Consider the following 22,952-nt stretch of genomic DNA (forward strand, 5'->3'; position numbering starts at 1 on the left):
GTCACCTCAACGGTTCCGACAGGGCCGGGTAGCGCTGCAGCATGCCCTCATCATGCATCAACTCCTCCACATCGTCCAGTTCCAACGGCGCCGCGCCCGTCAGCACTTCCACTCCGGTATCCGTGATGGCCACGCTGTCTTCAACCCGGATGTACATCTGCTCTTCCGGGATCCACATCTGGGGGTCCACGGTGATGGTGATACCCGGTTCAAACGGCCGGTCGAGATAGCTCGCAACGTCGTGAACGGCCATGCCCACGGGGTGTGACAGATGCCCCTTGAAGTCGAGACAGCGCCGGGCGGCCGCTTCATAGATCGGCTTTGAGAACGTCGTTTCATCGATGACGGGGCGCATCTCGTCCGCCGCTTCGCGGAGCACCTGGCTCGGCATCACTCCCGGGCGCAGATGTCTCAAGACGGCCTTGTGGTACTTCACGATGAAGCCATACAACTCGCATTGCAGCGGACTGTAGGTCCCGTTCACGGGCCACATGCGTCCGATGTCGCTCGTGTAGTTGTCAATGTCCGGCGCGTAATCCATCAGCACCAGGTCTCCGTCCAGAAGTGGGCAGTTGTTGCGGAAATAGTGCGAATACCAGATATTGCGACCGCCGGCGATGATGGCGCGGTAGCCTGTGCCCTGCGCGCCGTTTACTTCGAATAGATAGTCGGCGATGGCGCCAAGCTGATACTCCATCACACCCGGCTGGGTGCTGCGCATCGCTTCCTTCACGGCCAACGCGGAAAGCGCGCCCGCCCTGCGCATCGCTCCGACCTCTCGCGGGCTCTTCACCAGGCGGAGGCCGTCCAGGATCGGGGATAGATCCCTGATCTCGGCCCGCGGCGCCCTCGCGCGCAGAGCGCCTATGAACTTCTCTTCACGAGACGGGTCGCTGTCCCACGGGTCGGCGGCGATGGCTTTGGCGGAACGTAGAAGTTCGTCGCGGCTGGCCCTCCGGCCTTCCGCGGGGCTATGCGGCGTGAAAATGACCGAGGCTTCCGCGATATGCGACGCGAGCGCGTCCAGGTCGAACACGTGGTCCACACCGGTCAACGCCTGCAATTCGACGGCGTCTTCCGAGCCGAGAACCGTCCCCTCACTGGCCGGGTGGGAGCCGCGGCTCGGCAGGTACAACGACGCCGACCGCCGCCCTCCGTCCAGCAGCAGATAGCACTGCGGAACGTCCACGCCCGTGAGATGGAAGAATTCGTTGGTCTGCCGGAATTGCTCGAATCCGCGGACCGGCCCCGCCCCTTGGAGGACAGCGTGCGCGTGCGCCCCGAGGGCATCAAGCACCCGCGCGCGGTGCTCCGTGAATTCCTCCGCCGGGAAACCTTCATATACCTGCGATCGACTGATATTATCTGTTTCTGTCACCATAACCTGTTTTCTATTGAGTGGGGGAGACCCTTTTCACGACCCGGCAATTGAATACGCCGCCCGCCGTCTTGCCTGGCAGCGCCTGGAAACGCACCGTCACTCTGCTCTTGCCCGTGAGCAGGTCTGCCGGAATCGGATAGGTCTCATCGAAGAACACGTCGCGCCGGTTGACCTCGAGTTTCTGGGTGGTAATCGTCCGGCCATCCACTTGGATCTCGAACTCCCGGTTGTACCGGTCGCTGCCCCAATATGTGCACACCAGGTCTAGCGGCTCTCCTTGAATGACCTTCATATCCAGGGAGAACCAGCCGCCATTGAAGGCCTCGCGGAACTTGCGGCGGAACGTTTCGCCAACGTGGCTCTTCTCGGACTGAACGTTGTGGTCCCGCTCGGGCTGCATCTCACCGAGTTGCGCCGAGTCTACAGTCCGCGCTTCGAGGTCGCGCTGCTTCGCCTGTTCCGCGCGATACTCTTCCTGCTTCGACTTCCACTGCGCGTCGTCGAACGTATCCCAGTAGACGGCGTACGGGTGATCGTGCATCTTGTAGAAAGGAATCAGGGAAACGGCCACCGGTTCGCTGGAGTCTGCCGCGCGAAACGCCTGCCGTCCCGCAAAGGTGAGAGGCGCGCCGGCGGTTGGCGAGACCGCCTGGAGAATGCGGTCCGGAGGGCTCACGATCACCGGGAATGACTTCGCCGGGTCTACCTCGGCGCTCAAGACGAGCGGGCCGTACATCAGCGCGAGCTTCTGGGCGTTGTCCCGGAATGCCTCGGTGCGCAATGACATAGGCGCCGTGATGAGTACCTTGTCGCCGGTTTTCCACTTCCGCTCGATGGCCGCGTAACTCCCGGGCGTGCTGTCAAGTGGCTGCGCCTCGCCATTCACGCTGATCGTGAATCCCGCCGTCGCCCAGTATGGATGGCGAATCAGCAGCCGAAGTTTCACCGGCTTGTCACACGCCAGCGTCAGCTCGGAGGTATCCGCCGTCGGAAACTGGGTATCCTGCCGCACCTTGACGCCCCGTGCTTTCCAGCTCAGCTCGGACGCGATGAACAGGTTCACATAGAGCGAATTTGCTCCGTCGTGGAAGTAGATCGAGTCTCCATACTTCGAGTGGTTTTCCATACCCGTGCCGACGCAGCACGCGAAAGAGTCGAACGGAGGATTGTAGTCCTTGGAAACTCCCGTTTTGAGCGGCACGAAGTAGCACATCTCACCCGTTACCGGGTGCTGCGACGCGAGGATGTGGTTGTATACGGCGCGCTCGTAGTAGTCCGCGTATTCCGCCTTCGGATCCCAGCAGAATAGCTGGCGCGTCAGCTTGAGCATGTTGTAGGTATTGCACGTTTCGCAGGTCGCGGTCCCCACGTGTTTTGACAGTTCCTCTTTGGGCGAGAAATATTCGCCGTCGCTGTTTCCCCCGGTAACGTACGAGCGTTCTTTGGTCACCGTATCCCAGAAGAATGTCGCGATGGTATGGAGACTGTCATCGCCGGTGAGCTCATATTGGCGGGCATTGCCGATGATCTTGGGAATCTGCGTATTCGCGTGGATCCCGGTCAGCTTGTCCTCACGCCTCGACAGCGGATCGAGCACCTTCTTGTGATAGAACTTGCGGCTGAGCGTGAGGTACTTCGTCTCGCCTGTCAGCGCATACACATCGGCCAGGACATCGTTCATGCCGCCGTGCTCACAGGCCAGCATCCGCTGCCACTGTTCGTCGTTGAGACCCGTGGTGGTGTCTATCGCCCAGTCGGCGAGCCGGGTGAGAATCCCTTTCGCCTTCGGGTTGTCGCAGTAGATGATGGCGTCGATGAGGCCGGCCATCGTCTTGTGTTCGTTGTACCACGGGACCCATGAACCGTTCAGGTCGAAGCCCTGCGAGCGGATGTCGCCGGCTGCCACCTCCGCGAACACCTTCCTGCCGTTCGGCATTCCTCCGATGAACCCGTGTCCATCGGCTTTCTGGCACTCGTCGAGCTGATCGATGATGTAGGTCACTTTGTCTTTGAACCGTTCATCGCCGGTGCTGGCGTACATCATCGAACACGCCGAGAGATAGTGCCCCAGCGAGTGCCCGGAGATCGTGTCACGCTCCCATCCGCCATACGCTTCGGCCTTCGGCTTGAGCCCGGCGTATTCACGGAAGCGGGACAACAGGCGGTCGGGTTCGAGGCTCAGGAGGTACTTCGCATCCAGTTCCATCGCGTGTTTGAACGGGCCGTCCAGCAAGCGCACGTCGGTCAAAGAGAACGGGTAGGCTTTGAGCGGTATTTTGGGTTGAATCTTCATATGGGTGTCACGGTACTGCGGCTCAACGGCGCGAACGCCAACGGCCGATAACGCCAACAGGAGCGTCAGAATCCCTGCGTTCGTGCTTTTCAAGGGCGATACCCCTCCGTACGTGTCATGCTTCAGCATATAGTCCACCGCAAACCGGTCGCCCCGCTACGTCCGCAGGTCGGTCCAGAATCCCCTGTTCGCTCCCGAAGTGAACTCGTTCCCCGGAATGGCTTCCACGTGGCTGTCGAAGAAGAGCATGTCGACCTTGGATTTCCCCAGACCGATGGCGCCATCGCCACGGTTTCCGTAGTGCCATCCGCGATGGTCCCAGAGGTACGCGCGGAAGGAAGGCTGCTTAACGGAGGACATCGCATACCCCGCCATCGCCCATCCTCCACCATCCGGCCGGTTGATCCAACTGCCGGCGTTATTGGTACCCCGGTATCCGTAGCTCACGCCGATCGGCTTGGTGGGGGAGCCGACCATCCGCCAACTCTTGAACGGGAGCGGCGATCTGGTGGCGCCCCACAAATCGTTCTTCGAGTATTGCCCGAAATCCGACGGACATTGCCAGACATCCCGCGACTTGATGTAGGCATCCAGTTGCTGGGAGATCGTCGCCTTCGCCGTGGCCGCAACGTTCAGATTGATTCCTCCGCCGCCCTCGATGGTCGCCGCGTAATCCTCGACGCAGATATAGGGGCTTCCTGAAGGGTACGATGACCACGCGGGAAATCGGTTGTCGTAATCACCGGTATACGTCACCATCGCGATGCCGATCTGCTTCATGTTGCTGAGACAGGTTGTCTGCTTGGCTTTCTCCCGTGCTTTGGCGAAAACCGGGAAGAGTATCGCCGCCAGGATGGCGATGATGGCGATAACAACCAGCAATTCTATCAATGTGAACGCGGTGCGATGCTTCCTGATCATCTGAATTCTCCCACGCCGATGTTCCTTCCGGCGTAGCCTGTCAATTCTTGTAATCGTTAAATGTCATGTCTGCCTGTGACCACGCCTTGAAGAACCGTACATGGCCGTCCAGAAACATCACGTTGTTCCCGCCGTTATGCCACCCGGGGAAATACAGTCTCCCCACGTAAGCTCCGGGGAAATCGCGGAATTTCGCGATCGGCATCGCGTTCGACACGGGGGTGCTCGAGTATCCACCCGCCTTTGTGCCGTAGACGACTCCGTCCTGCTGGTTGTCATTCGGCAGGTTGAATCCGGATTCGGTCGTCAGGTCGGAATCGCCCGTAATGCTTGATTTGACGTTCCGGTTGCCTGATCCCGGGCATTCGGCCAGATGGATGAACCGGCTTGGATTTCGGACCCGGGTGATGGTGCCAAGGTAGTTCACTGAACTGTAAGCGTTCATTGTGTAAGAGAAATTGCTCTTGTCATTTTCTGGGCACCTGTACACTTCCATGTTTTTCAAGTAGGGCGCGATCCGATAGGTCCAACCCTGACCGGAAATCCACGCCGGCGACGCCGAAAACGGAGGAAACCGCTCCTCGTTGTCCGAAAAATACGACAAGAACGCGAGGCTGATCTGCTTCACGTTGCTCAAACACGCGGTCTGATGCGCTCTCGACCGCGCTTTGGCAAACACCGGGAAAAGGATGGCCGCCAATATGGCGATGATGGCGATGACTACCAGCAATTCGATGAGCGTGAATCCGCTCTTGCCCGGTCGGTTCATGGTATACTCCTTCACGTTGCGCTCAGCCGTGTTTCGGCGCCGTCAAGCGCCCCCAATAAAAGGTCATCTTGCTGCTGTCCCACGCACCGAAACTCGCCACGTGCCCATCCAGGAAGAGGATGTCGTTCCTGCCCGTGTGCGGACCCGGGAAGCGAAGCCAGTAGCTGAATCCAGTGCCCGGGTTGTTGAATGAGGTCTTGGCCAGAGTCATCTGCTCCGTGTCACCGTAAACGTACTGCAGGTCGTTGCTCCAGTCGCCGTCCACGATGTCCAGATAGCTGTTGTAGCCCGGCCACTTGGTGCTCGGGTAGCGCGGTTTGTCGAAAATGTGAATGGTCATGGTCGGATTGCCTCGCGCATCGACATTGGCGAGGCTCGTCCATTCGTTGCGGATGTATCCCTGAACGTGGTTGAGTTCGGGGCAGTGAAATATATCCCAGCTTTTGATGTAGCGGTTGATGTCATTCTCCCAGCCAGGGTCCAGTCCACGAGGAACGCTGTGATACTCCACCGGCATCATCAGCCCGTCATTGTCCTGTGCGTAGGTCAGAGTGGCCACGCCGATCTGCCGAAGGTTGCTCAGGCATGTTGCCGCTTTGGCCTGCGCGCGTGCCTTCGCGAAAACCGGGAAAAGAATGGCGGCCAATATGGCAATGATGGCGATAACCACCAACAGTTCGATCAAAGTGAACGCGACTCTGTGAGTTCGTCTCAAGGCATTCCTCATGGCCCGGTGAGCCCCAACCTCTGCGCCCGAAGCACAAAGGCTTCAAACACTGTTATGAGTATACCATTTTGCGAATCATTTTGGGAAGGCAAGGGCGCCATGCCTGATGTTGGAGGGATTGCCGGAATGCTTTACGTTTCGACGATGCGCTGAACCGGCAGCCGGCCGGCATAGAAGTCGTCGATCAGCGCGTAGCCGGCGGGGTCGTGCTGCTTCAGCCACTCGGCGCCCGGTTCCGGTTCGGGGTCGATGGCGCCGTAATCGCCGCGGGTACCGAAATACCACATCGTAAGTTCGGCGAAGTATTCATGTTCGTTCGTACCGGCATACGATGGCCAGAGCCCCCTGGCCCTTCCGTGCTGTTCCTCAAACGCCCGGACCACGTTTTCGGACATGCCGCCCATCTGGATACCGTGGGCGAATTCGTGAGTGCAGATGTCCCGGTGGTCCGTGTACCGCTCGTCCGGCAGTTGGAGCAGGTTGTCCTCGCCGCTGCTGGAGATGATGCCCCCCATGCCGCGCACGCGGTCATCGAACAGCATCTTTCCGGTCCCCGTGCGGTCGGTGACGGACTCGCCCTTCATGTGCCGCCATTCGGGGAGGTCGGAACACTGCTGGTTGACCGCGATGATGTGGTGTTCGGCCCCGCGGGCGATGAGATTGTCGCGGACAACCGGGATATTCTGAAGGAGGCGGCTAATCCGTCGCGCGGCCTCGAGCATCGCTTCATCGCTCACATCCGCGTGCGCCTTGATCGGAATCCCATCCGCCAGGATGACGCGGGAGTAAAACCCGTCTTCGAGCGGATCGATGGCTTTGATGTCGGCTGGATTGACTGAATGGCTCATGATGCGCTTGGCCTTCCGGAGACGATGACCAGCCCGGTTGACGCCGGGGCTGTGAAGAAGCCCAGAGACTTCCCTTCCTGATCGGTGACCTCCCACTGCCCGCTGGCGTGGGCATTGTTGTCGTACCTGCCGCCCGGAGGGATGGTATCTACCTGCTGGCGCGTCCCATCGCCGGCGATCATATAGGTCTTGATGCTCCCCGCCGTGTTGTTCTGGACTATCACGACCGAGGCTTTCGACGGCGCGCCCGCGACGGCCACCGGGTTCTTTCGAGCCGACAGCCCGATGCGGACCACCTTGATGGGTGGGACGGGTAGGCGCCCACTGTAGAACGAATCGAACAGGGCATAGGCTTCGGGGTCGTACCTGCGGAACCACGCCCGGCCGGGTTCGGGCTTTGGCTGGATGCTGCCGTAATCGCCGCGGGTGCCGAAATACCACATCGTCAGTTCGGCGAAGAACTCCTGGGTGTTCGTGCCTGCGTAGGACTTCCATAGGCCTTTCGCCGTGCTGCGCTGGCGCTGTTCCTCGAACTTCCGCACAATCTCCGGCGACACTCCGCTTCCGAGAATTCCGTGTGAGAACTCGTGCGAACAGATGTCGCGGTGGTCCTTGTAGCGGTCCGACGGCAGTTTGAGCAGGTTCTCCTCGCCCGAACTGGAGACGAGGCCGCCCATCCCGCGCGTCCGCTGGTCGAACGACGCAGAGCCGTCCCAGTGCGGCTTGCCCTTCATCTGGCGCCACTCGGGCAGGTCCGATGTCTGTTGGTCCTTGCCGATGATGTGGTGCTCAGCGCCCACGGCGGCCAGGTTCCGGCGCACCACCGGAATATGCTCCAGCACACGCGAAATACGCCTGGCCGCCTCGAGAATCGCGGCATCGGACACCTCGGCGGGCGCCTTGATCAGTATCCCGTCACAATCTATCTCCTTGGCGTAGAACCCCTGCTCCGGTGGATCGATGCGCTTGATGGCGTGGTCCCCGGGCGCCGACGCCATCGCCGCGCCTGTGACAGTCGCCATCAAGATCAACGTGATTGTGCCAGTGACCATAAACACCCGCCTCCTCCGCCGTCTGATTGCCGTTAGTTCAACACGCGCCACTGATACACGCCGGAGGACAGGTTCGGTTGGCTGTCGACCACGAGGCGGAGGGCATCGGTCGTGACCGGTGAGAACTCCACGTGATTGTACTTATCCTTCTCCACGCTGTATGCCCCCGCGCCCTGCACTGGCTTCCACTCGCCGGCATCGCGGTACTCGATATGCCAGGATGCCGGCAGCGCACAGCCTCCGTTCGGGCTGTCCTGGAACCAGTAGACTTCAACGCCCTTGACCGTCGCCGATTCGGGGAACGTGTACTGAAGCCATTCCGTGGTGCCGTTGCGCGGCCACCAGTCCATATGCGGTGTCTCCGCATCGTTGGAGTTCCGCGGCTCCATCAGGCTGTTCACGGCTGTGCGGTCCGCATGCATCGAGGACCAGGAGAGTTTGCTCCGGCTGGCCAGCGTGGGCGCCTTCGGCGCCGGAAGCGCTTTCGGATCTTCCGGCAGCCACAGCGCCATCCCGCCGACTTCGCGGTTGTCCCAGGCATAGTACGGAACGGCGGTGAATTTTGCCGGGCCCGCGGCGTCCTGCATGGTTGCCTGAGAAATACAAGACCCCATTAGAACGGTGACGCCCCCCAGCAGATCGGGACGAGCCTTCGCGGTGATCGCGGCGTTCGCGGGGACAACCATATGGCGCGCGCGCTTCGCGTTGTCCACGTCTTCCACGCAGTAGACAACCGGACCGCGCTGCAGGGCGACCTTTCCTTCGTCGTACTTCACTTTGGGGTTCGCGTGAACGCGGCGCACCGGCATCGGCATGTCGTACGTTACGACGTCGCCGCGGCGCCAGGTGCGGGCGACGAGGGCGTAGCCTTTCACGATGCGGACCGGCGATACGGCCTTGCCGTTCACGCTGATGGTCACAGCGCCCGAAGCCGGCTTACCCTTGATGCGGTAAAGCGTTTCGGACGTGGTTGGACCCTGGCACCACCCCGGCACACGCAGGCGGAGCGTAAAGGCCTTGGGCCGCGTCGGACTGACGGAGAGTTTCACGCGGCCGTCCCACGGGTAGTTCGTCGCCTGGGTTACTGTCACCGGCGTCTTGCCGACTGCCATCTTGCCGATGTTGCCCATGTAGTGGCTGACGTACAGATCGTTGTCTGTCGTCGCGTAAGCAAGGCCGCCAACCGTGGGCAGGAAGCGCGCGAGGTTAGGCGGGCAGCATGCGCAGCCGAACCATGCTTCACGGCGCTGTCCCCCGCGGGTGCCCAGGGGGTTAACGTAGAAGAAGGAGTCTCCCTTGAGTGAGATGCCGCTCAACAGGCCGTTATACATGCATCGTTCGACAACGTCGGCGTATTTCCCATCCCCATTCAACAGCGTCATCCGCTCGTTCCAGAGCGCGAGCGCGATCGCCGCGCACGATTCGGCGTACGCGGAATCGTTTGGCAGGTCATACGCGGTCGTAAATCCCTCGTTGGAGCCGGACGGGCCGATGCCGCCGGTGATGTACATCTTGCGCTCCGTCACGTCCGGCCAGATGGAATCCATCGTCCGCATATAGCCCGTGTCGCCTGTGATGGCGGCCAGGTCCGCGACTGCGCAGTAGAGGTACATCGCCCGCACCGCATGCCCCTGAATCTCGCGCTGCTGCCGCACGGGGATGTTGTCCTGGCTGTACTCACCCTGGAGCCGTCGGCCGCCGTTGGGGTGACCACGCTCTTCCACGAAGAACTGGGCCAGCTTCAGGTATCGCTTTTCACCGGTCAGGCGGTAGAGCTTCACGAGCGCGAGCTCGATCTCTTCGTGTCCGGGCGCCTCGTGCCGCTTGCCGGGGCCGTACAGGCGATCGTAGTAATTTGCGAGGCGGATGCTCACGTCCAGGAGTTTGCGCTTCCCGGTCGCCTGGTAATACGCCACGCCGGCTTCGATGAGATGCCCGGCGCAGTACGTTTCGTGCATGTTCGCTTCGTTCGTATGGCGGAGGTTGAGCTCCTTGCGAACGGTGTAGTACGTATACAGGTAGCCGTCCGGCTGCTGTGCCGCGGCGATCCGGTTGATGATGTCGTCGCACTTCTTCTCAACGGCAGGATCCCGTCTTTGGGACAGTGAGTAGGCGGCGGCTTCCAGGACTTTGTACACGTCCGAGTCGTTGAACATGTAGCCTTCGTGTTCGCCGGCCATCTTGCCGGCGGCCTTGTCGAAATTGCTGATGCGCCCCGTGATCTCGCACTCCATGAAGTTGTGCGGAAGCGTGACGTCGAGATTGCGTTGCACGCGTGGCGCCCAGAACTTGTCCGTCAGTTTCACACTGGTGAAAGGAACGGCCTTCAACTGGGGCGGGGGCGCGGCGACGGCCGCGGAAACGGAAATCAAGAGCACAAGAGCGAGAGGGGACGCAACATGATTCTTCATAGATATATTGTCCGGGGATCGGGCGCGTAACGCGCGAAAGAAATGTATCCCGCCGCGCAACCGGGTGGGTTGCGCGGCCGGTGATGGCTTGGGGACCGCGCCGGAAGCCATAGGTATTGGCTACGTTCGGTGAAGGGGAACGGTCCGATTTCCCCAGCGGAACGTCATTTTGTCAGGGTTCCAGGCATTGAACGTGGCCACGTGGCTGTCAATGAAGAGGATGGCGGCCCGTCCGTTGTGAACGCCGGGGAACCTCAGCCAGTAGGGCATCCCGCCTTTGAAATTGAACGATGTCTTGTTGGCCATCGTTGCGTCGTCGTCTCCGTAGTTGTACTGAGTGTCATTGGTCCAGTCCGCGTCGTCGGAGTTTTTGAGCGCCGCGTTCCAGCCGGGAAATGTCCTCTCCGGATATCTGGGCAGGTCGAAAACGTGAATTGTCTTCGAGGGATCGCCGACGTTGCCGAGGATTGCCTCGCCGGCCCAGTCACTGCGACAGTAGCAGTGCGCGTAACCCAGTTCGGGGCAGATAAACAATTGGTAGGCCCCGCTCTTGTCCGTGGTGGCCGCGCTGGCGGCGATCTTCGCCTTGGTGCCGCCCAGGTAGTTGATGACGTTGTTTTCCCAGCCGCGGTCATCTCCCCGAACCAGGTAAACCCACCAACCCGGGGGAAGCTTTTCGTCGTAATCGGAAGCATACGCCGTGAACGCGATGCCCATCTGTTTCAGATTGCTCAGGCACGTGGTCGTTCTCGCGCTGTTCCGTGCTTTGGCGAAGACGGGAAACAGAATCGCCGCCAGAATCGCGATGATTGCGATGACCACAAGCAACTCAATGAGGGTGAATCCCCTCCGCGTTACCTTTCGCATTGCGGATCTCCTGCCGCTGGACCCAGCCGAGCGGCTGTCTCGGATTACTCCTGATACTCCGCCTGAATGGCCGGAAAGCGCGCATCAGTAGAAAGACGGCTCACGGCGGCGGCGCCCTCGCTTTCCGCGGATTCAGACCTCTGGATGATAGCGCATCGGTCGCCGATCGTGCATGATCTTGACGCTCATCAGTTCACGACGAAAGGATTTCTCACACGGCTGATAGATTAGCCATTTCGCTATGAGTATACCTGATGACGACTAGTGTTGTCAACGGCGCGGCCTCCGCTGGGCGTGAGTCCAATCTGTGGCGAGGCCTTTGCGCCATTGGTTCAGGCCGACTTCATTTGGGGGAACAGGGCGTGATGACCCGCCCCATTACCCATACGCGTCGCACGCGGGAAGAAAGTACGCAAGATTTCCACGCCATTTTGTGGCCAAGTTACGTAGTTTTGGTGTAGATAGGTGAATAATGGAATCAATTGAGATGCGATTCGCAATGGATCGTGCGGGAGGACCGCCGCATTGGCAGCGCTTCAAATCCCTGGAAGCGCAAGTGGGCGCCTATCGCTTTTGTCTCGAACTTGAATCTCGCGATCTGTCTCGCACCGGAAAGGGGACGGAAACTCAAATCCTGCCGATTCCGGCGGGCTCTCAGGGACCAATGCCACGCTTCAATTCATAGCTTTGCGGCATTATCTGAGAGCCAGCCCGTTAATACAGGCGCAAACCGCCTCTCGATCATCATCAGAGTATCCGGGGTCTCCACCAATCGCCTCAGGGTACTCTCTATCCAAACATGCGAGGGTTCTCGTCAATGGTGTTGGCCCATTGCCGTGGTTCTCGCACGTGATGTCCACGGGATAACTGATTCATCGGTGAACCGATGAAAGGACAGACAAAGATGTTTAGAAAGTCCATGAAGGGCCTTTGGCTCGTTGGAGCGTTACTGGCGCTGTCCGCTCTCCTGGGCGGCAGCGCGATGGCGCAGACATGGTGGAATCCGGATTACGGGCACAGGGTCGCCGTCTCCATCAAGAACAACGATGCCTCGGCGACTCCTACGCCAACCTCGGCCGAGTTGACTCTCCCCCTTGATCCCACCATGCGCGCCGATCGCCTGGATGTGCGGGCCGTGTACTATAACGGCACCACTAGCTCGGAGATTGACAGCAAGGTCTTCCGGGAACTCGGTACCGTGAGCCCGTACTATACCGAGAACCAGAGTGCGGGCACTACGAGTTACGCCGGCCTGCCTGCCGGCAGTCCGGTGACGCCGGACAACGTCGCGGGCGATGACAGCGGCGCCCAGCTCATCCTTCCGTTCAGCTTCCCGTTCGCGAACGGAAGCAGCAACGTGATCTTCATGAGCATCGACGGCTACCTGGCCCCTGGCACGGCGAAACCGTATAGTCAGTACGGAGTCACCACTGGCGGCGGAACCCGCGGCATCTATGCGTATGCGTCGGACTACAGCGTTGCCGCCGAAGGTGGTCCGGCCGGAACGGCCCTCTACTACTATTCTGACGCCACCCAGGCGGTTTTCCGGTGGGAAGTGGCGGCTTCCGGCGGTTCCGCGCTCATTGCCAAGTTCGCGGTCATCCTGAAGCCGGATGGATCGATCCGTTACGTCTACAGCGACACCGTGACCCCGCCCCCGGTCGGCGTCGGCGGCCTCGGTGCATACGCCCAGATGGCATATGGAGTTCAGGTTGGACTCATCGGCGGAGGGATACTGCACAGCCCGGTTGACAACTATCCAACCTCGGCGACGTTCAGCAACCACGCCGACATCCTCTACACGCCAACCGGTGCGACAAGGCCACCGGAGGTCGTGCGGGCCGTTTTCCGGCTCCAACAACCCATCCCTGCCGGCGGCACCAGTACGGGACAGTATTTCATCTATTACGCCAACGTCTCCCCGGACAACCCGATGCGTACGGTGAAGAATGTCTTTGACTACATCGTCGATTTCACCAGCGCCGCCAACGTGGTCGGAGCGGCCGCGCCGGACTGGGATGTCCAGAAGGGTAACACTGTCACCGTCACGAACTACCAGGGCCTTAAGGTCGGCGTTCTGAAGACGGGGACGCAGGCTCATCCGCGCGCCACCGTCAAGACGTCCGCGATGCCGGCCTTCCTGAACCCCGAGATTCTGGCGCACGTGGCGCCGTTCGGCGCCGGCTCTCTGGAAATGGCGCCCATGGCCCGCGTGATATCCGACCCCAATGACGCGAACTTCCAGGGTGGCTACGGATACGCCGTAGACGCATTCGGCGACCCGGGCGGCTCCCACATCGTGAGCTATATCAATCCGAACACCTTCAACGACGCCGGCCCGGCGGATATGGGCGGTGTGCCGGACCCGCAAAAAGCCGACACGTTCGCCAATATTCTATACCGCGTCACCGGCGATCCCGGCGTGATCCAGGGCAAAAACTGGAGAGACGACCAAACGGAACCCGCCGGCCTGATGCTCCAAGTGGACCGCTCGCAGCGCGGCCCGAGCCACGGCCCTGCACCGGGCACCCCTGATCCGGTCTACAACCAGCCCGGTACAACCGGTATGGGCGGCTACAACCAGCAGGTAGCCATCGACTACATCGCCCTCCGCGAACTCAGAGGCCTCGTTCCCACCACCGCAGCCGCGGAGTCCTTCACAAGCCCCGGCCCGTTCATCCAGGGTACATTGACCGCCGCCGGGAGTGGCCTGCCGCTAAGCAGTGGGACCGTCACCATCACCAACGGGTCTACCGTCAACATCACACTCAACGTTGGACCCACGGGCGTCTACAAGCTGACGGTCCCCGCCGGCACGTACACCGTTTCGGCCACCGGACCGGCTTGCTATGGGAGTCAAGTCAAGACGAACGTTGTCGCTTCCGCATCCAACACCACTGACTTCGCCTTGGTGTACGAATGCGGTACGCTCACCGGCGTCTGCTTCGCGGGCATCAACAACCAGCGCCAGGCGAACACCATTGTCACACTCATCGACAGCAATGGCAATTACGTCACGTCAACCACCAGCGACGCGTACGGCTTCTACAGCCTCATCTACCCAACTGGTGGAACGTTCGGCCTCGGAGCCATGAGCCCGGCCGGCTATGGCACGCGCATGTCCGTAACACTGCCCTCCGGCGGATCGGCTATCCAGAATCTCTCGATGGCGGTCATGGCCAATGGCGATTGCGAGATCCCCAACTCCACGAACTCCTTCGCCCTTGGCTGGACAACGTCGTTTGATGCTCCGGGAGCCTACATCTACAGCCAGGCGCAGAACCACACTCCGGGTGGCCACTGGAGCATGGCGATCAAAGACCCGTCAACTCCGGATGGCGCAAACCACTTGAGTGGCCTGAACAACCCGCCGGTTGCGGGATTCAACCTGCCGGTTCAGTCCGACCTGTTCGACATTACCGTCTCCGCGTGGGTCTACTTCACGAAGACGGGTCAGATGTGCGCCATGCGTCTTCGCGACAACTGGCCGCTCAACGGTCAGAACCGGGTATACGCAGTGGCGGGTATGCCACCGGACCCCAACAACCAGAACACGGGCGGCCTGGATGGGAGCGGAAAAGTCCCGGTCGGCCAGTGGTACCAGATCCGTGTGAGCGTTCCCGCGGGAACGCCGCTGAAGTCCGAAGCGCCCACGAAGCTGCAGATGAACCTCTACGCGATGAACAGTGCGTTCAACGCCAACTACTCCGGATTCACCGGTGGAACCGACGGCACCATCTACTTCGATGACTGGACGGTCACCCAGACACCTCACGCTTCAGCATTGGCGAAGGTTGTAGATTCCTACGGCACGCCGGTTGCAGGAGCCTACGTGGGCAAGATGGACATCGGTGGCGGCGACGCTACCGGGATCAGCGCCCCTAACTTCCTGTCGAGCCCGTATGTTTATACGGACGATCAGGGCAACGCGACACTCTACACCCTCGCGCCAGGGCCGATCAACGTGGGCGCCTGGATACCTCAACCCATCCTGCCGGACACCACGTCGTCCGATGCCGGCGTCATCGCCGGAACGGCCTCCGCAACGGCATCGACCACTCCGCCGACGTCGCGGGCGACCCTTACTCTCGGTAAGGGCACCAACGTCGCCAAGGGAATCACCAACATCACCGCCCATGAGCTCATCGGCAGTGATCTAAACCTCGCCCTTCTGCCGCTTACGGTGGATGACAAACTCAGCACCGGGTGGTACTCAACGGACACTCCGCAGTTCCCGTACGTCATCACGTGGAACCTCGGCGCGGTGAAGAGCGTGAACCAGGTTGAGTTCTGGTGGGAACGCACGGAGCCGGACTTCGACGTTTACGTCGGAACCACATCGGATCCGAGCAGCGAGACCGATGCCAAGGTCGCTTCGATCGTCGGCGCCAGCAACAAGGGCATCGTGGAAGCGGACTTCGCACCGGCGTTGAACGGTCACGTCAAGGTGATCAAGTTCAGCGCGCCGAGGAACATTCAATACATCCAGTTGCAGGCCATGGGAACCGGGCCGAGCAACAACGCCAGTCAGTTCCTCTACGAGATGAGAGCGCTCAGCGCCGCCGTACCGCCTCCTGCCCTGACGAAGGCAGACGCGACGACGGCACTGAAAATCGCCGCCGGCCTGCAGACAGCCGCTCCGGCGGACGTATTGAAACTGGACGTCGTCAAAGCTGACGGCTCCGTTGGAAGCGATGGCCGCATCACGATTGCTGATGCCGAGTTCATCAACAAACACGCACAGTAGCCTCCTGGCCATACCTGCGAGGGTTCCCGTCAACGGGCTTGGCCCGTTGACGGGGTCCCGCGTGTGATGTCCACGAGGATGACTGATTCATCGGCGAACCGATGAAAGGACAAACAAAGATGCTAAGAAAGTCCATTAAGGGCCTTTGGCTCGGTGGAGCGCTGGTGGCGCTGTTCGCCCTCCTGGGTGGCAGCGTGATAGCGCAGACATGGTGGAACCCGGATTACACTCAGCGCGTCGGCTTGACCATCACCAACAATGATGCCGCGCCGACGCCGGTTCCAACAACGGCGGAAGTCCGGTACTCCGTCCATTCGGAATCCAGTCCCGGCACAACAGATTACACGACTCTCCCAACCGGCACAAAGCTCACTTTTGCCGGAAACGGGACCAGCCTGGACGATAACTGGACAGTCGTTACATTGCCGTTCCAGTTCCCCTGGGGGCATGGAACGGTCAACCAGTTGGTAGTCGGCATTGATGGTTATATCGCGCCCGGAGCGGTGGACCTTGGCCGGCCGGACAACCCGGCCGACGCCTATCGACGGGCCGAGATCATCCCGTGGTCGTCGGATTTCGCGATCACGGACACAAGCACCCTGGGCGTATATGCCGACCTCCAGCCCACACAGGCAACGTTCCGGTGGGAGGTGCAGGAATCGGCCTCTGGACCGCTCATCGCCAAGTTCGCTGTAATCCTCAAGCCGGACGGCTCCATCCGCTTCGTCTACGGCAACCCCTGCAACTCGCCGAGCGCGGCGATCGCCGATCCCGGCACTGCCAACTCCTATTCGCCGATCAAGTTCGGTATTGGCGGCGAAGATCCAAACTACTTGCACGTCCCGGCATTCCCGGCCAGTAATACCGGACATGCGGACCTGCTTTACACTTACATCCCCGCGGCCCAGTTCCGCTCGGACGGCAACGACGTGCGGGCGCTATATTGGTCCGGTTCCGCCTGGCAGGAGCTTGATCGCCAGGTCTTGTCAGACTTGCCGGGACTCACCCGGGTTGTCTTCCGCCTCGTGAACTCCATTCCCGCGGGAGGTACAAGCACGGGCCAGTACTTCCTCTATCTCGGCAACACATCGCCGCAGTTGAACGTACCCCACAGCGTGTACAACATCTATGACCACGTTGAGGACTTCCTCTCTGCGGCCAACGTCGTCGGCTCACAGGCGCCCAACTGGGTCTCCAACGCGACCGGCGATGCAACCACGGTGGTGTTGATCGGTGGGAAGAAGATGGGCCAGATCAGCGGCCCGGACCATGCCAGAGGCGTTGTGCTTTCCTCTGCCATGCCGGGATTCCTGAACGCTGAAGAGTATGCTCACGTTGCCCCATCGGGTGGCGAGTGCGAAGTAGCCCCGATGATCCGCGCGGTGGGAAGCACCACCAACGGGTATGCGAATCCGGATCTGGCCTACACGGGTGGATTCGGGTACGTAATGGACGGCTTCGGCTCCCAGAACGGCCCCGTAAGCTACGTCAACCCGAAAGGGGTTACACCCACCAACACAGGCCCTGCCGATATGGGCGTACATGGGCCTGACTACCACGGCATCGGCGGCGTATTCGAAAACTTCATCATCCGCTGTACCGGGTTGGATGCCGCCACCGGGGCCCTGAGCGGGAAAGTCTGGAAAGACGGAGCGCCGCAGCCCTATTGGGGCGATCTGAACATCGCGCTGAACAACAATTCGCCCAGTCATCAAAGCGGTGTTCCCGATCCCCTTTGGAACCAACCGGGCACCGTGGGCGTTGGATCATACTCCAACTCACCGACAGTTGATTTCATCGCCATCCGCGAGATCCGCAACCTCTCCGTACCGTTTGGCGCACCCGAGGTCGGCCCGGCATTCGGACCCGGACTCCGGGGCGTGATTTCGTCCTCCAAGACGGGTCCGCTGGCTAACCTGACGTTCACCATCACCGATGGCACAACGACCTACACCCTGATCACCGGGGCCAACGGCGAATACCACATCTCGCTTCCCGCGGGCTCGTACTCGGTAACGGCCAGCGCGTTCGCGCACACCACTACCACTGTGTCCGGCGTTTCTCCAACGACGTCCGGAGTGACAAACGTTGTCCTGCCGTACGTTGGCGCCACCGTCAGCGGAGTTGTGCGCGATGCCTTGACGGGGAAAACCCAGGGAGGCACCACCATCACGCTGTCCGATGCCACCGGGCATTTCGTCGTGTCCGGCACCAGCGACGCCAACGGTAATTACAGTATCGTTGCCCCCGCGGGCGGCGTGTTGAACATAGGCGCCGTCAGCCCGCTTGGGCTCGGCGGCCGCACCCAGATCACTGTGCCCTCGGACAGTTCGACGGTTCAGAACCTCGCCATCAAAGTGATCGCCAACGGCGACATGGAGGTCCCGAACTTCAACAACTCGGCCCCGGTCGGCTGGACCACGCAGGAGTTCACTCCCTCAAGCCCGGCTGGCGCCTTTGAGTACATCAACGCCACAGACACCGCGGGCGTGCCTCAGCACACTCCGGGTGGAAACTGGGTACTGGCTGTCAAGGATCCTGGCGAGACGAGCGCATGGAACCCGCCGAACAACTACGCTGTGCCAGCGCAGACTTCCTACGCTTCCGTCACTGTCTCGGTCTGGGTCTACTTCACGGCGGCTGGCCAGCGCGCGGCGCTGCGGTTGCGCAACAACTTCCCAACAACGGGCTCAACCGTAGGCGGCCGTATTCAGGTCAACGCCGGCGGCCCGAACGACCCCGGTAATGAAAACCAATCCCTGGCCACCGTCCCGGTTGGTCAGTGGTTTGAGCTGCGCAAGACCGCTCCGGCTGGTACCGCACTCAGCCCGGCGGATCAGCTTGGGCTTAACCTGTACGCCCGCGGCCCCGCCGGCGGTGGAGCGGCCGGAACCGTCTACTTCGACGACCTCACGATTACCGTAACCCCAAGCTCCTCGGCTCTCGGCAAGGTTGTTGATGCCGCGGGCAACCCGGTCGCCAGTGCGTTTGTGGGTCCGATGACCAGCGCCGGCGGCTTAGGTGGCGACAATCTGCTCACAGGACCGTTCGTGTACTCTGATGACCAGGGTAATTTCACCCTGTTCCAGCTGAACGATGGGCCCGTCACAGTCGGCGCCTGGGCGCCGGTTCTCCCAGACTCAACGGGGCATATCCCAGGCTATGGGAACCTCATCAGCACTGCCACGCTCAACACTTCCGCCAACCCAACAACCAGGACGACAATCACCGTGGGCAAGGCGGGTGTGGTATCAGCGGGAGCCGCCGGCAACGCAGGCGGCCGGAACGATGCGGGTGTTGCCCAGACTGTGGACAACAATCTCTTCACTCGATGGGACGGCGGTGGAGGCAGCGCGGACGTTACCGTGACCTACGACCTCGGCTCGACGAAGTCCATCGACCAGATCGAAGTATACTGGGAGGCGGCCACACCGGATGCCTTCTCCGTTGAGGCCGATCCCGATCTGGCAACCACTAACTCCGTCCTCGACATTACTACCGGTGGCGAGACTTTCGGCATTCGGAACTTCGATATCACGCCATTCAATGAAGGCTCCTTCGATATCATCCGCCTGCCCGCGTCCGTCTCGGCACGCTATATCAAGATCCACGCGACCACTTACGGCACGTACCAAAACTACTCCATCATCGAGATGCGCGCTCTCAGCGCAGCAGCCCCGATACCGCCATCCTCGGCAGACGTAACGCGCGCGTTGCAGATTGCCGGAGGTCTCGTGAACGCCACATCGGCTGACAAGGCTCGACTCGACAAAGACGGCGACGGTCGCATCACGGTCATGGATGCGGTCAAGATCAACAAGGCGGTCAACGGGCTATAGCCCATTCGACCGAGTTGGATCACCAGAGGGCGCCCGCGAGGGCGCCCTCTCCCTTTTTTTGAGACACCCGTGGGGCGACACGTTGCCAGGTGGCCATGGGGATATCCTGGCGATTACCGCTCACCCGCTAGGCGAGGTATAATGATGGCGACCCCGCACACAGCGGCGGCCGTACAACGGCCGTTAGCCATGGCATTAGCGCACATTGACAGGCTGGTCCCCCCGATGGAAGGAAAGCACATATGACGGTGTTGAAATCTGCGGTCGCCCTCGCCACTTTCTCCTGCATGGCAGCGGCCGGGTTCCGCGGCAACGCGGCCACGCTCGATAACGGCCTTGTAACCGCGCGGTTCGATGCGCGCGGCCTCGTCGCAGTCACGGACAAGGCGAGCGGGAACACCGTTCGATTCTCCGGCGACAGCTTCGCGCTTACGCTGGACGGCTCCGTCATAAATGGCGCCAGTGCTCCGCTGGCGGGCGGGGCACAGACCCACACCGGTCTCGTCTTCGCGTACAACGCCGGCGGCCGTGCCGTCGAAGTGGTGTACGAACTCCAGCCGGGTTGGAGGTTCGTCAGCAAGCAGATACGCATCCCCGCGGTTTCAGGTATCACGCGGGTCAATTCGGTGCAGGTCTTTGCAGGCAGGCTGCTGAATCCGGTCGCTACGGAGCGTCGCCAGCGAGGTGGATCGTACGGATCGTTTGTTCGGCTGGCCGATGAACCGGGTGCGCCGGCGACCAGAGCGCATTGTGGCGTCTTTTTCGCCCTGCAGAACCCGTTCATGAAATGGAGCCTCTCCGATGGCGCCGTGTCCATGGCCTACGAGCCCGACATGGACTGGAAAGCGGTGTACGGTCCGTTCGAATCGGATCGCGCGCTCATCGGGCCCTATAGGCTGTCCGGTGTCGAATTTCCCGGCATGGCGCGCGAGTGGGAGTATATTCAGGAACCGCGATCGTTCGGCGCCGGCGACCTGAAATTAGATGCGACGGAGATACAGGCACTTACGGACTGCGTGGACGCATTTGTGACCTGGCGCCCGAAGGAGACCCTCAAGTTCCACGTCGGCTGGTGCGAGAACGACTATCAGATCGATGTCGCGACGCCGGAAGGACGCACGGAATACAAGCGCATCATCGACCAGGCGGCGGCCGTCGGCTGCCGGGATATCCTCTTTTCGCCGGCGAACAGCGCCGTCTCCTCGCTGGCCGAAAACAAGGATGCGTGGGGATGGGAAAACCTGCTCTGGTTCGGTCTGGGCCAGAAAATCCGCAAGGACGAGTGGATTCCGGGCCGGGACCCGCTGCCTCCAAGCATCAGCGAACTGGTTTCGTACGCGAAGGCCAAAGGCGTCGGATGCGTGGCGTATGTCTATCCCTCACTGCCGTGGATGCAGGATCCGCGATGGACGAAATGGGCCGGCGACAAACTGGGTGGCTATCTCGCCGCTGATACCGGCGAACGGGGATTCCAGGACTTCCTCGTGGACAAACTCGTGGCCTTCAGCAAGGCGACGGGCTGCGCCGGCTTCTCGTTCGATCATTGGTGGATCGCATACGACAGCCCGGCGACCAGCAGGTACGCGCAGTGGTATGGCTGCCGTCGCATCATGTCGGAACTCCGGCGCCGCTTGCCGGACGTCATCATAGACGGCCGCCAGCAGTACCACGGTTTCGGCCCTTGGACCTGGGTCTCGGGGTCCTTCCCACATCCTCTGGCAAGTGACGAGCAGCCTGAGAGCTTCCCCGCCTTCCCGGACATGAGGTTCGACCGGGTGTCCGCCGATCGCGAACGGCGCACCTTCTGGTGGTATCGCACCGCCAATTTCACGCCGACCTCGATCATGCCGGGCTACATGACCCATCAGACACAGCGCTACACGCCGGATGGGGCTAACCCGCGGTCCGCGTTTCGCCGCCGCGACTGGGACCTCCTGGGCTGGCGCTATTCCGTACTTTCCTCGATCGCGACGGCTCCGGTCAACAACGTGGTCAATATGCTTCCGGCGCGGGACACGGACGAATACCGGCTGTTTTCCGCGGACGATAAGGCGTGGTTCAAAGCCTGGCTCGCGTTCACAGACAGAAACCGCGCCATCCTCAACCACACCCGGCCGATCATTGGTCAACCGATGGTGGGCGTCGTTGACGGCACGTCCGCCATGGTCGAAGACCACGGCTTCGTGTTCCTGTTCAACCCTAACTACCGGGCGCTCCGTGGCGAATTCACGCTGGACCGAACCATCGGCCTGACCGCCGGGACGAGGTTCTTCATCCGCGAACTGGAACCCCAGTCGGGGCGCCTCATCGGCAAGCCGAAAACCGGGCTTTGGACATACGGCGACAAGGTGTCGATTCCGATGGCGGGCGCGACGGCGATTGCGTTGGAAATCCGCCCCGTCGCCGCCGGATCTCCGTCGGGCCCGATGTTGCTGAACGCTGTCGGGCGCGCGGTCCTGAAGGGCAGCCGGCTGGTTCTGACAGGCGTTCGCGGCGAAATTGGAACCCGGACAACGCTGCAGGTGATTCTACCACGAGGACGAACGTTCCGTAAGGCGCTGGTCAACGGCAAGACGTTGCCTGCGGCCACAACCGGAGGGGTGGCTTCCATTCCGGTTCGTTTCTCCGGCGAGGCGTTCGGACGGTGCCGGCAGGTGGGCGCCTACGACCCGGATTTCGCCGGAACGACCTACACCGCGAAATTCCGCGTCCCGGGACGAATCTTCCGGCAACTGAACCGGCGGAAAGCGGCGTGGCCGATCGCGTACACAGCCGACGACCTGGAGGCCGCGTGGCTGGGAGCGTATCGCCTGCTGATGTTTGTCAGCATAGCGGAGCCTTCCAGCAAGACGGACGTAACGATGAAAATCGACGGTGCCGAAGTGCCGGTGAAGAAGGCGTACTCGTCAGTGTATCCGCAGGCGGTGGACAACACTTTCGTCGGCTTCTACGCCGATCTGTCGGCTCTGAAACCGGACCGGGAGCACTCGGTGGAAGTGACGCTGCCCCCGACGAAATCGGGGCAGTTCCAGGGCTTGTTCTTCGAGAACGTGGAAACGGAATACACCGGCGGTGTCGCCAGGGGATGAGGCAGGAA

General features: G+C 61.2%; 12 protein-coding genes. 3 read left to right on the forward strand and 9 right to left on the reverse strand.

The annotated features are described in order from the left end of the window. Window position 1 precedes the first annotated feature (1 nt). The 9 genes from VGM51_17990 to VGM51_18030 form a co-directional block, all read right to left on the reverse strand. Complete coding sequence (locus VGM51_17990; protein ID HEY3414928.1) at window positions 2-1,381, reverse strand: Xaa-Pro peptidase family protein; 1,380 nt, start codon at window positions 1,379-1,381, stop codon at window positions 2-4. Window positions 1,382-1,391: 10 nt separating this feature from the next. After that, complete coding sequence (locus VGM51_17995; protein ID HEY3414929.1) at window positions 1,392-3,767, reverse strand: beta-L-arabinofuranosidase domain-containing protein; 2,376 nt, start codon at window positions 3,765-3,767, stop codon at window positions 1,392-1,394. Window positions 3,768-3,830: 63 nt separating this feature from the next. Then, window positions 3,831-4,595, reverse strand: coding sequence for a prepilin-type N-terminal cleavage/methylation domain-containing protein (locus VGM51_18000; GenBank protein HEY3414930.1), 765 nt, complete (start codon window positions 4,593-4,595; stop codon window positions 3,831-3,833). Between the two features lie 40 nt (window positions 4,596-4,635). Beyond that, window positions 4,636-5,364, reverse strand: coding sequence for a DUF1559 domain-containing protein (locus tag VGM51_18005; GenBank protein ID HEY3414931.1), 729 nt, complete (start codon window positions 5,362-5,364; stop codon window positions 4,636-4,638). 22 nt (window positions 5,365-5,386) lie between these two features. After that, window positions 5,387-6,079 (reverse strand): prepilin-type N-terminal cleavage/methylation domain-containing protein, encoded by a 693-nt coding sequence (locus VGM51_18010; GenBank protein ID HEY3414932.1) that lies wholly within the window; start codon window positions 6,077-6,079, stop codon window positions 5,387-5,389. Between the two features lie 143 nt (window positions 6,080-6,222). Then, window positions 6,223-6,939 carry a hypothetical protein gene (locus VGM51_18015; GenBank protein HEY3414933.1) on the reverse strand — a complete coding sequence of 239 codons (717 nt, stop codon included), beginning with the start codon at window positions 6,937-6,939 and terminating at the stop codon, window positions 6,223-6,225. Further along, the gene (locus VGM51_18020) at window positions 6,936-7,991 is read right to left on the reverse strand and encodes a hypothetical protein (GenBank protein HEY3414934.1); all 1,056 of its coding nucleotides are present in this window, start codon (window positions 7,989-7,991) and stop codon (window positions 6,936-6,938) included. The genes VGM51_18015 and VGM51_18020 overlap by 4 nt, the downstream gene beginning before the upstream one ends. 32 nt (window positions 7,992-8,023) lie before the next feature. Further along, entirely contained in the window at window positions 8,024-10,402 is a 2,379-nt protein-coding gene (locus VGM51_18025) for a beta-L-arabinofuranosidase domain-containing protein (GenBank protein ID HEY3414935.1), read from the reverse strand. A gap of 120 nt (window positions 10,403-10,522) precedes the next feature. After that, window positions 10,523-11,269 carry a DUF1559 domain-containing protein gene (locus VGM51_18030; protein HEY3414936.1) on the reverse strand — a complete coding sequence of 249 codons (747 nt, stop codon included), beginning with the start codon at window positions 11,267-11,269 and terminating at the stop codon, window positions 10,523-10,525. A 904-nt stretch (window positions 11,270-12,173) separates the two neighbouring features. Between VGM51_18030 and VGM51_18035 the strand changes: the two genes are divergently transcribed. The 3 genes from VGM51_18035 (at window position 12,174) to VGM51_18045 (ending at window position 22,944) form a co-directional block, all read left to right on the forward strand. Beyond that, window positions 12,174-16,016, forward strand: coding sequence for a carboxypeptidase-like regulatory domain-containing protein (locus VGM51_18035; protein HEY3414937.1), 3,843 nt, complete (start codon window positions 12,174-12,176; stop codon window positions 16,014-16,016). Between the two features lie 119 nt (window positions 16,017-16,135). Then, on the forward strand, window positions 16,136-19,855 hold the full coding sequence (locus VGM51_18040) for a carboxypeptidase regulatory-like domain-containing protein (GenBank protein HEY3414938.1): 3,720 nt from the start codon (window positions 16,136-16,138) through the stop codon (window positions 19,853-19,855). Window positions 19,856-20,097: 242 nt separating this feature from the next. Then, on the forward strand, window positions 20,098-22,944 hold the full coding sequence (locus tag VGM51_18045) for a hypothetical protein (protein ID HEY3414939.1): 2,847 nt from the start codon (window positions 20,098-20,100) through the stop codon (window positions 22,942-22,944). The last annotated feature ends 8 nt before the right edge of the window (window positions 22,945-22,952 follow it).

Source organism: Armatimonadota bacterium (assembly GCA_036504095.1).
In the GTDB taxonomy this organism is placed as follows: Bacteria; Armatimonadota; DTGP01; order JAKQQT01; family JAKQQT01; genus DASXUL01.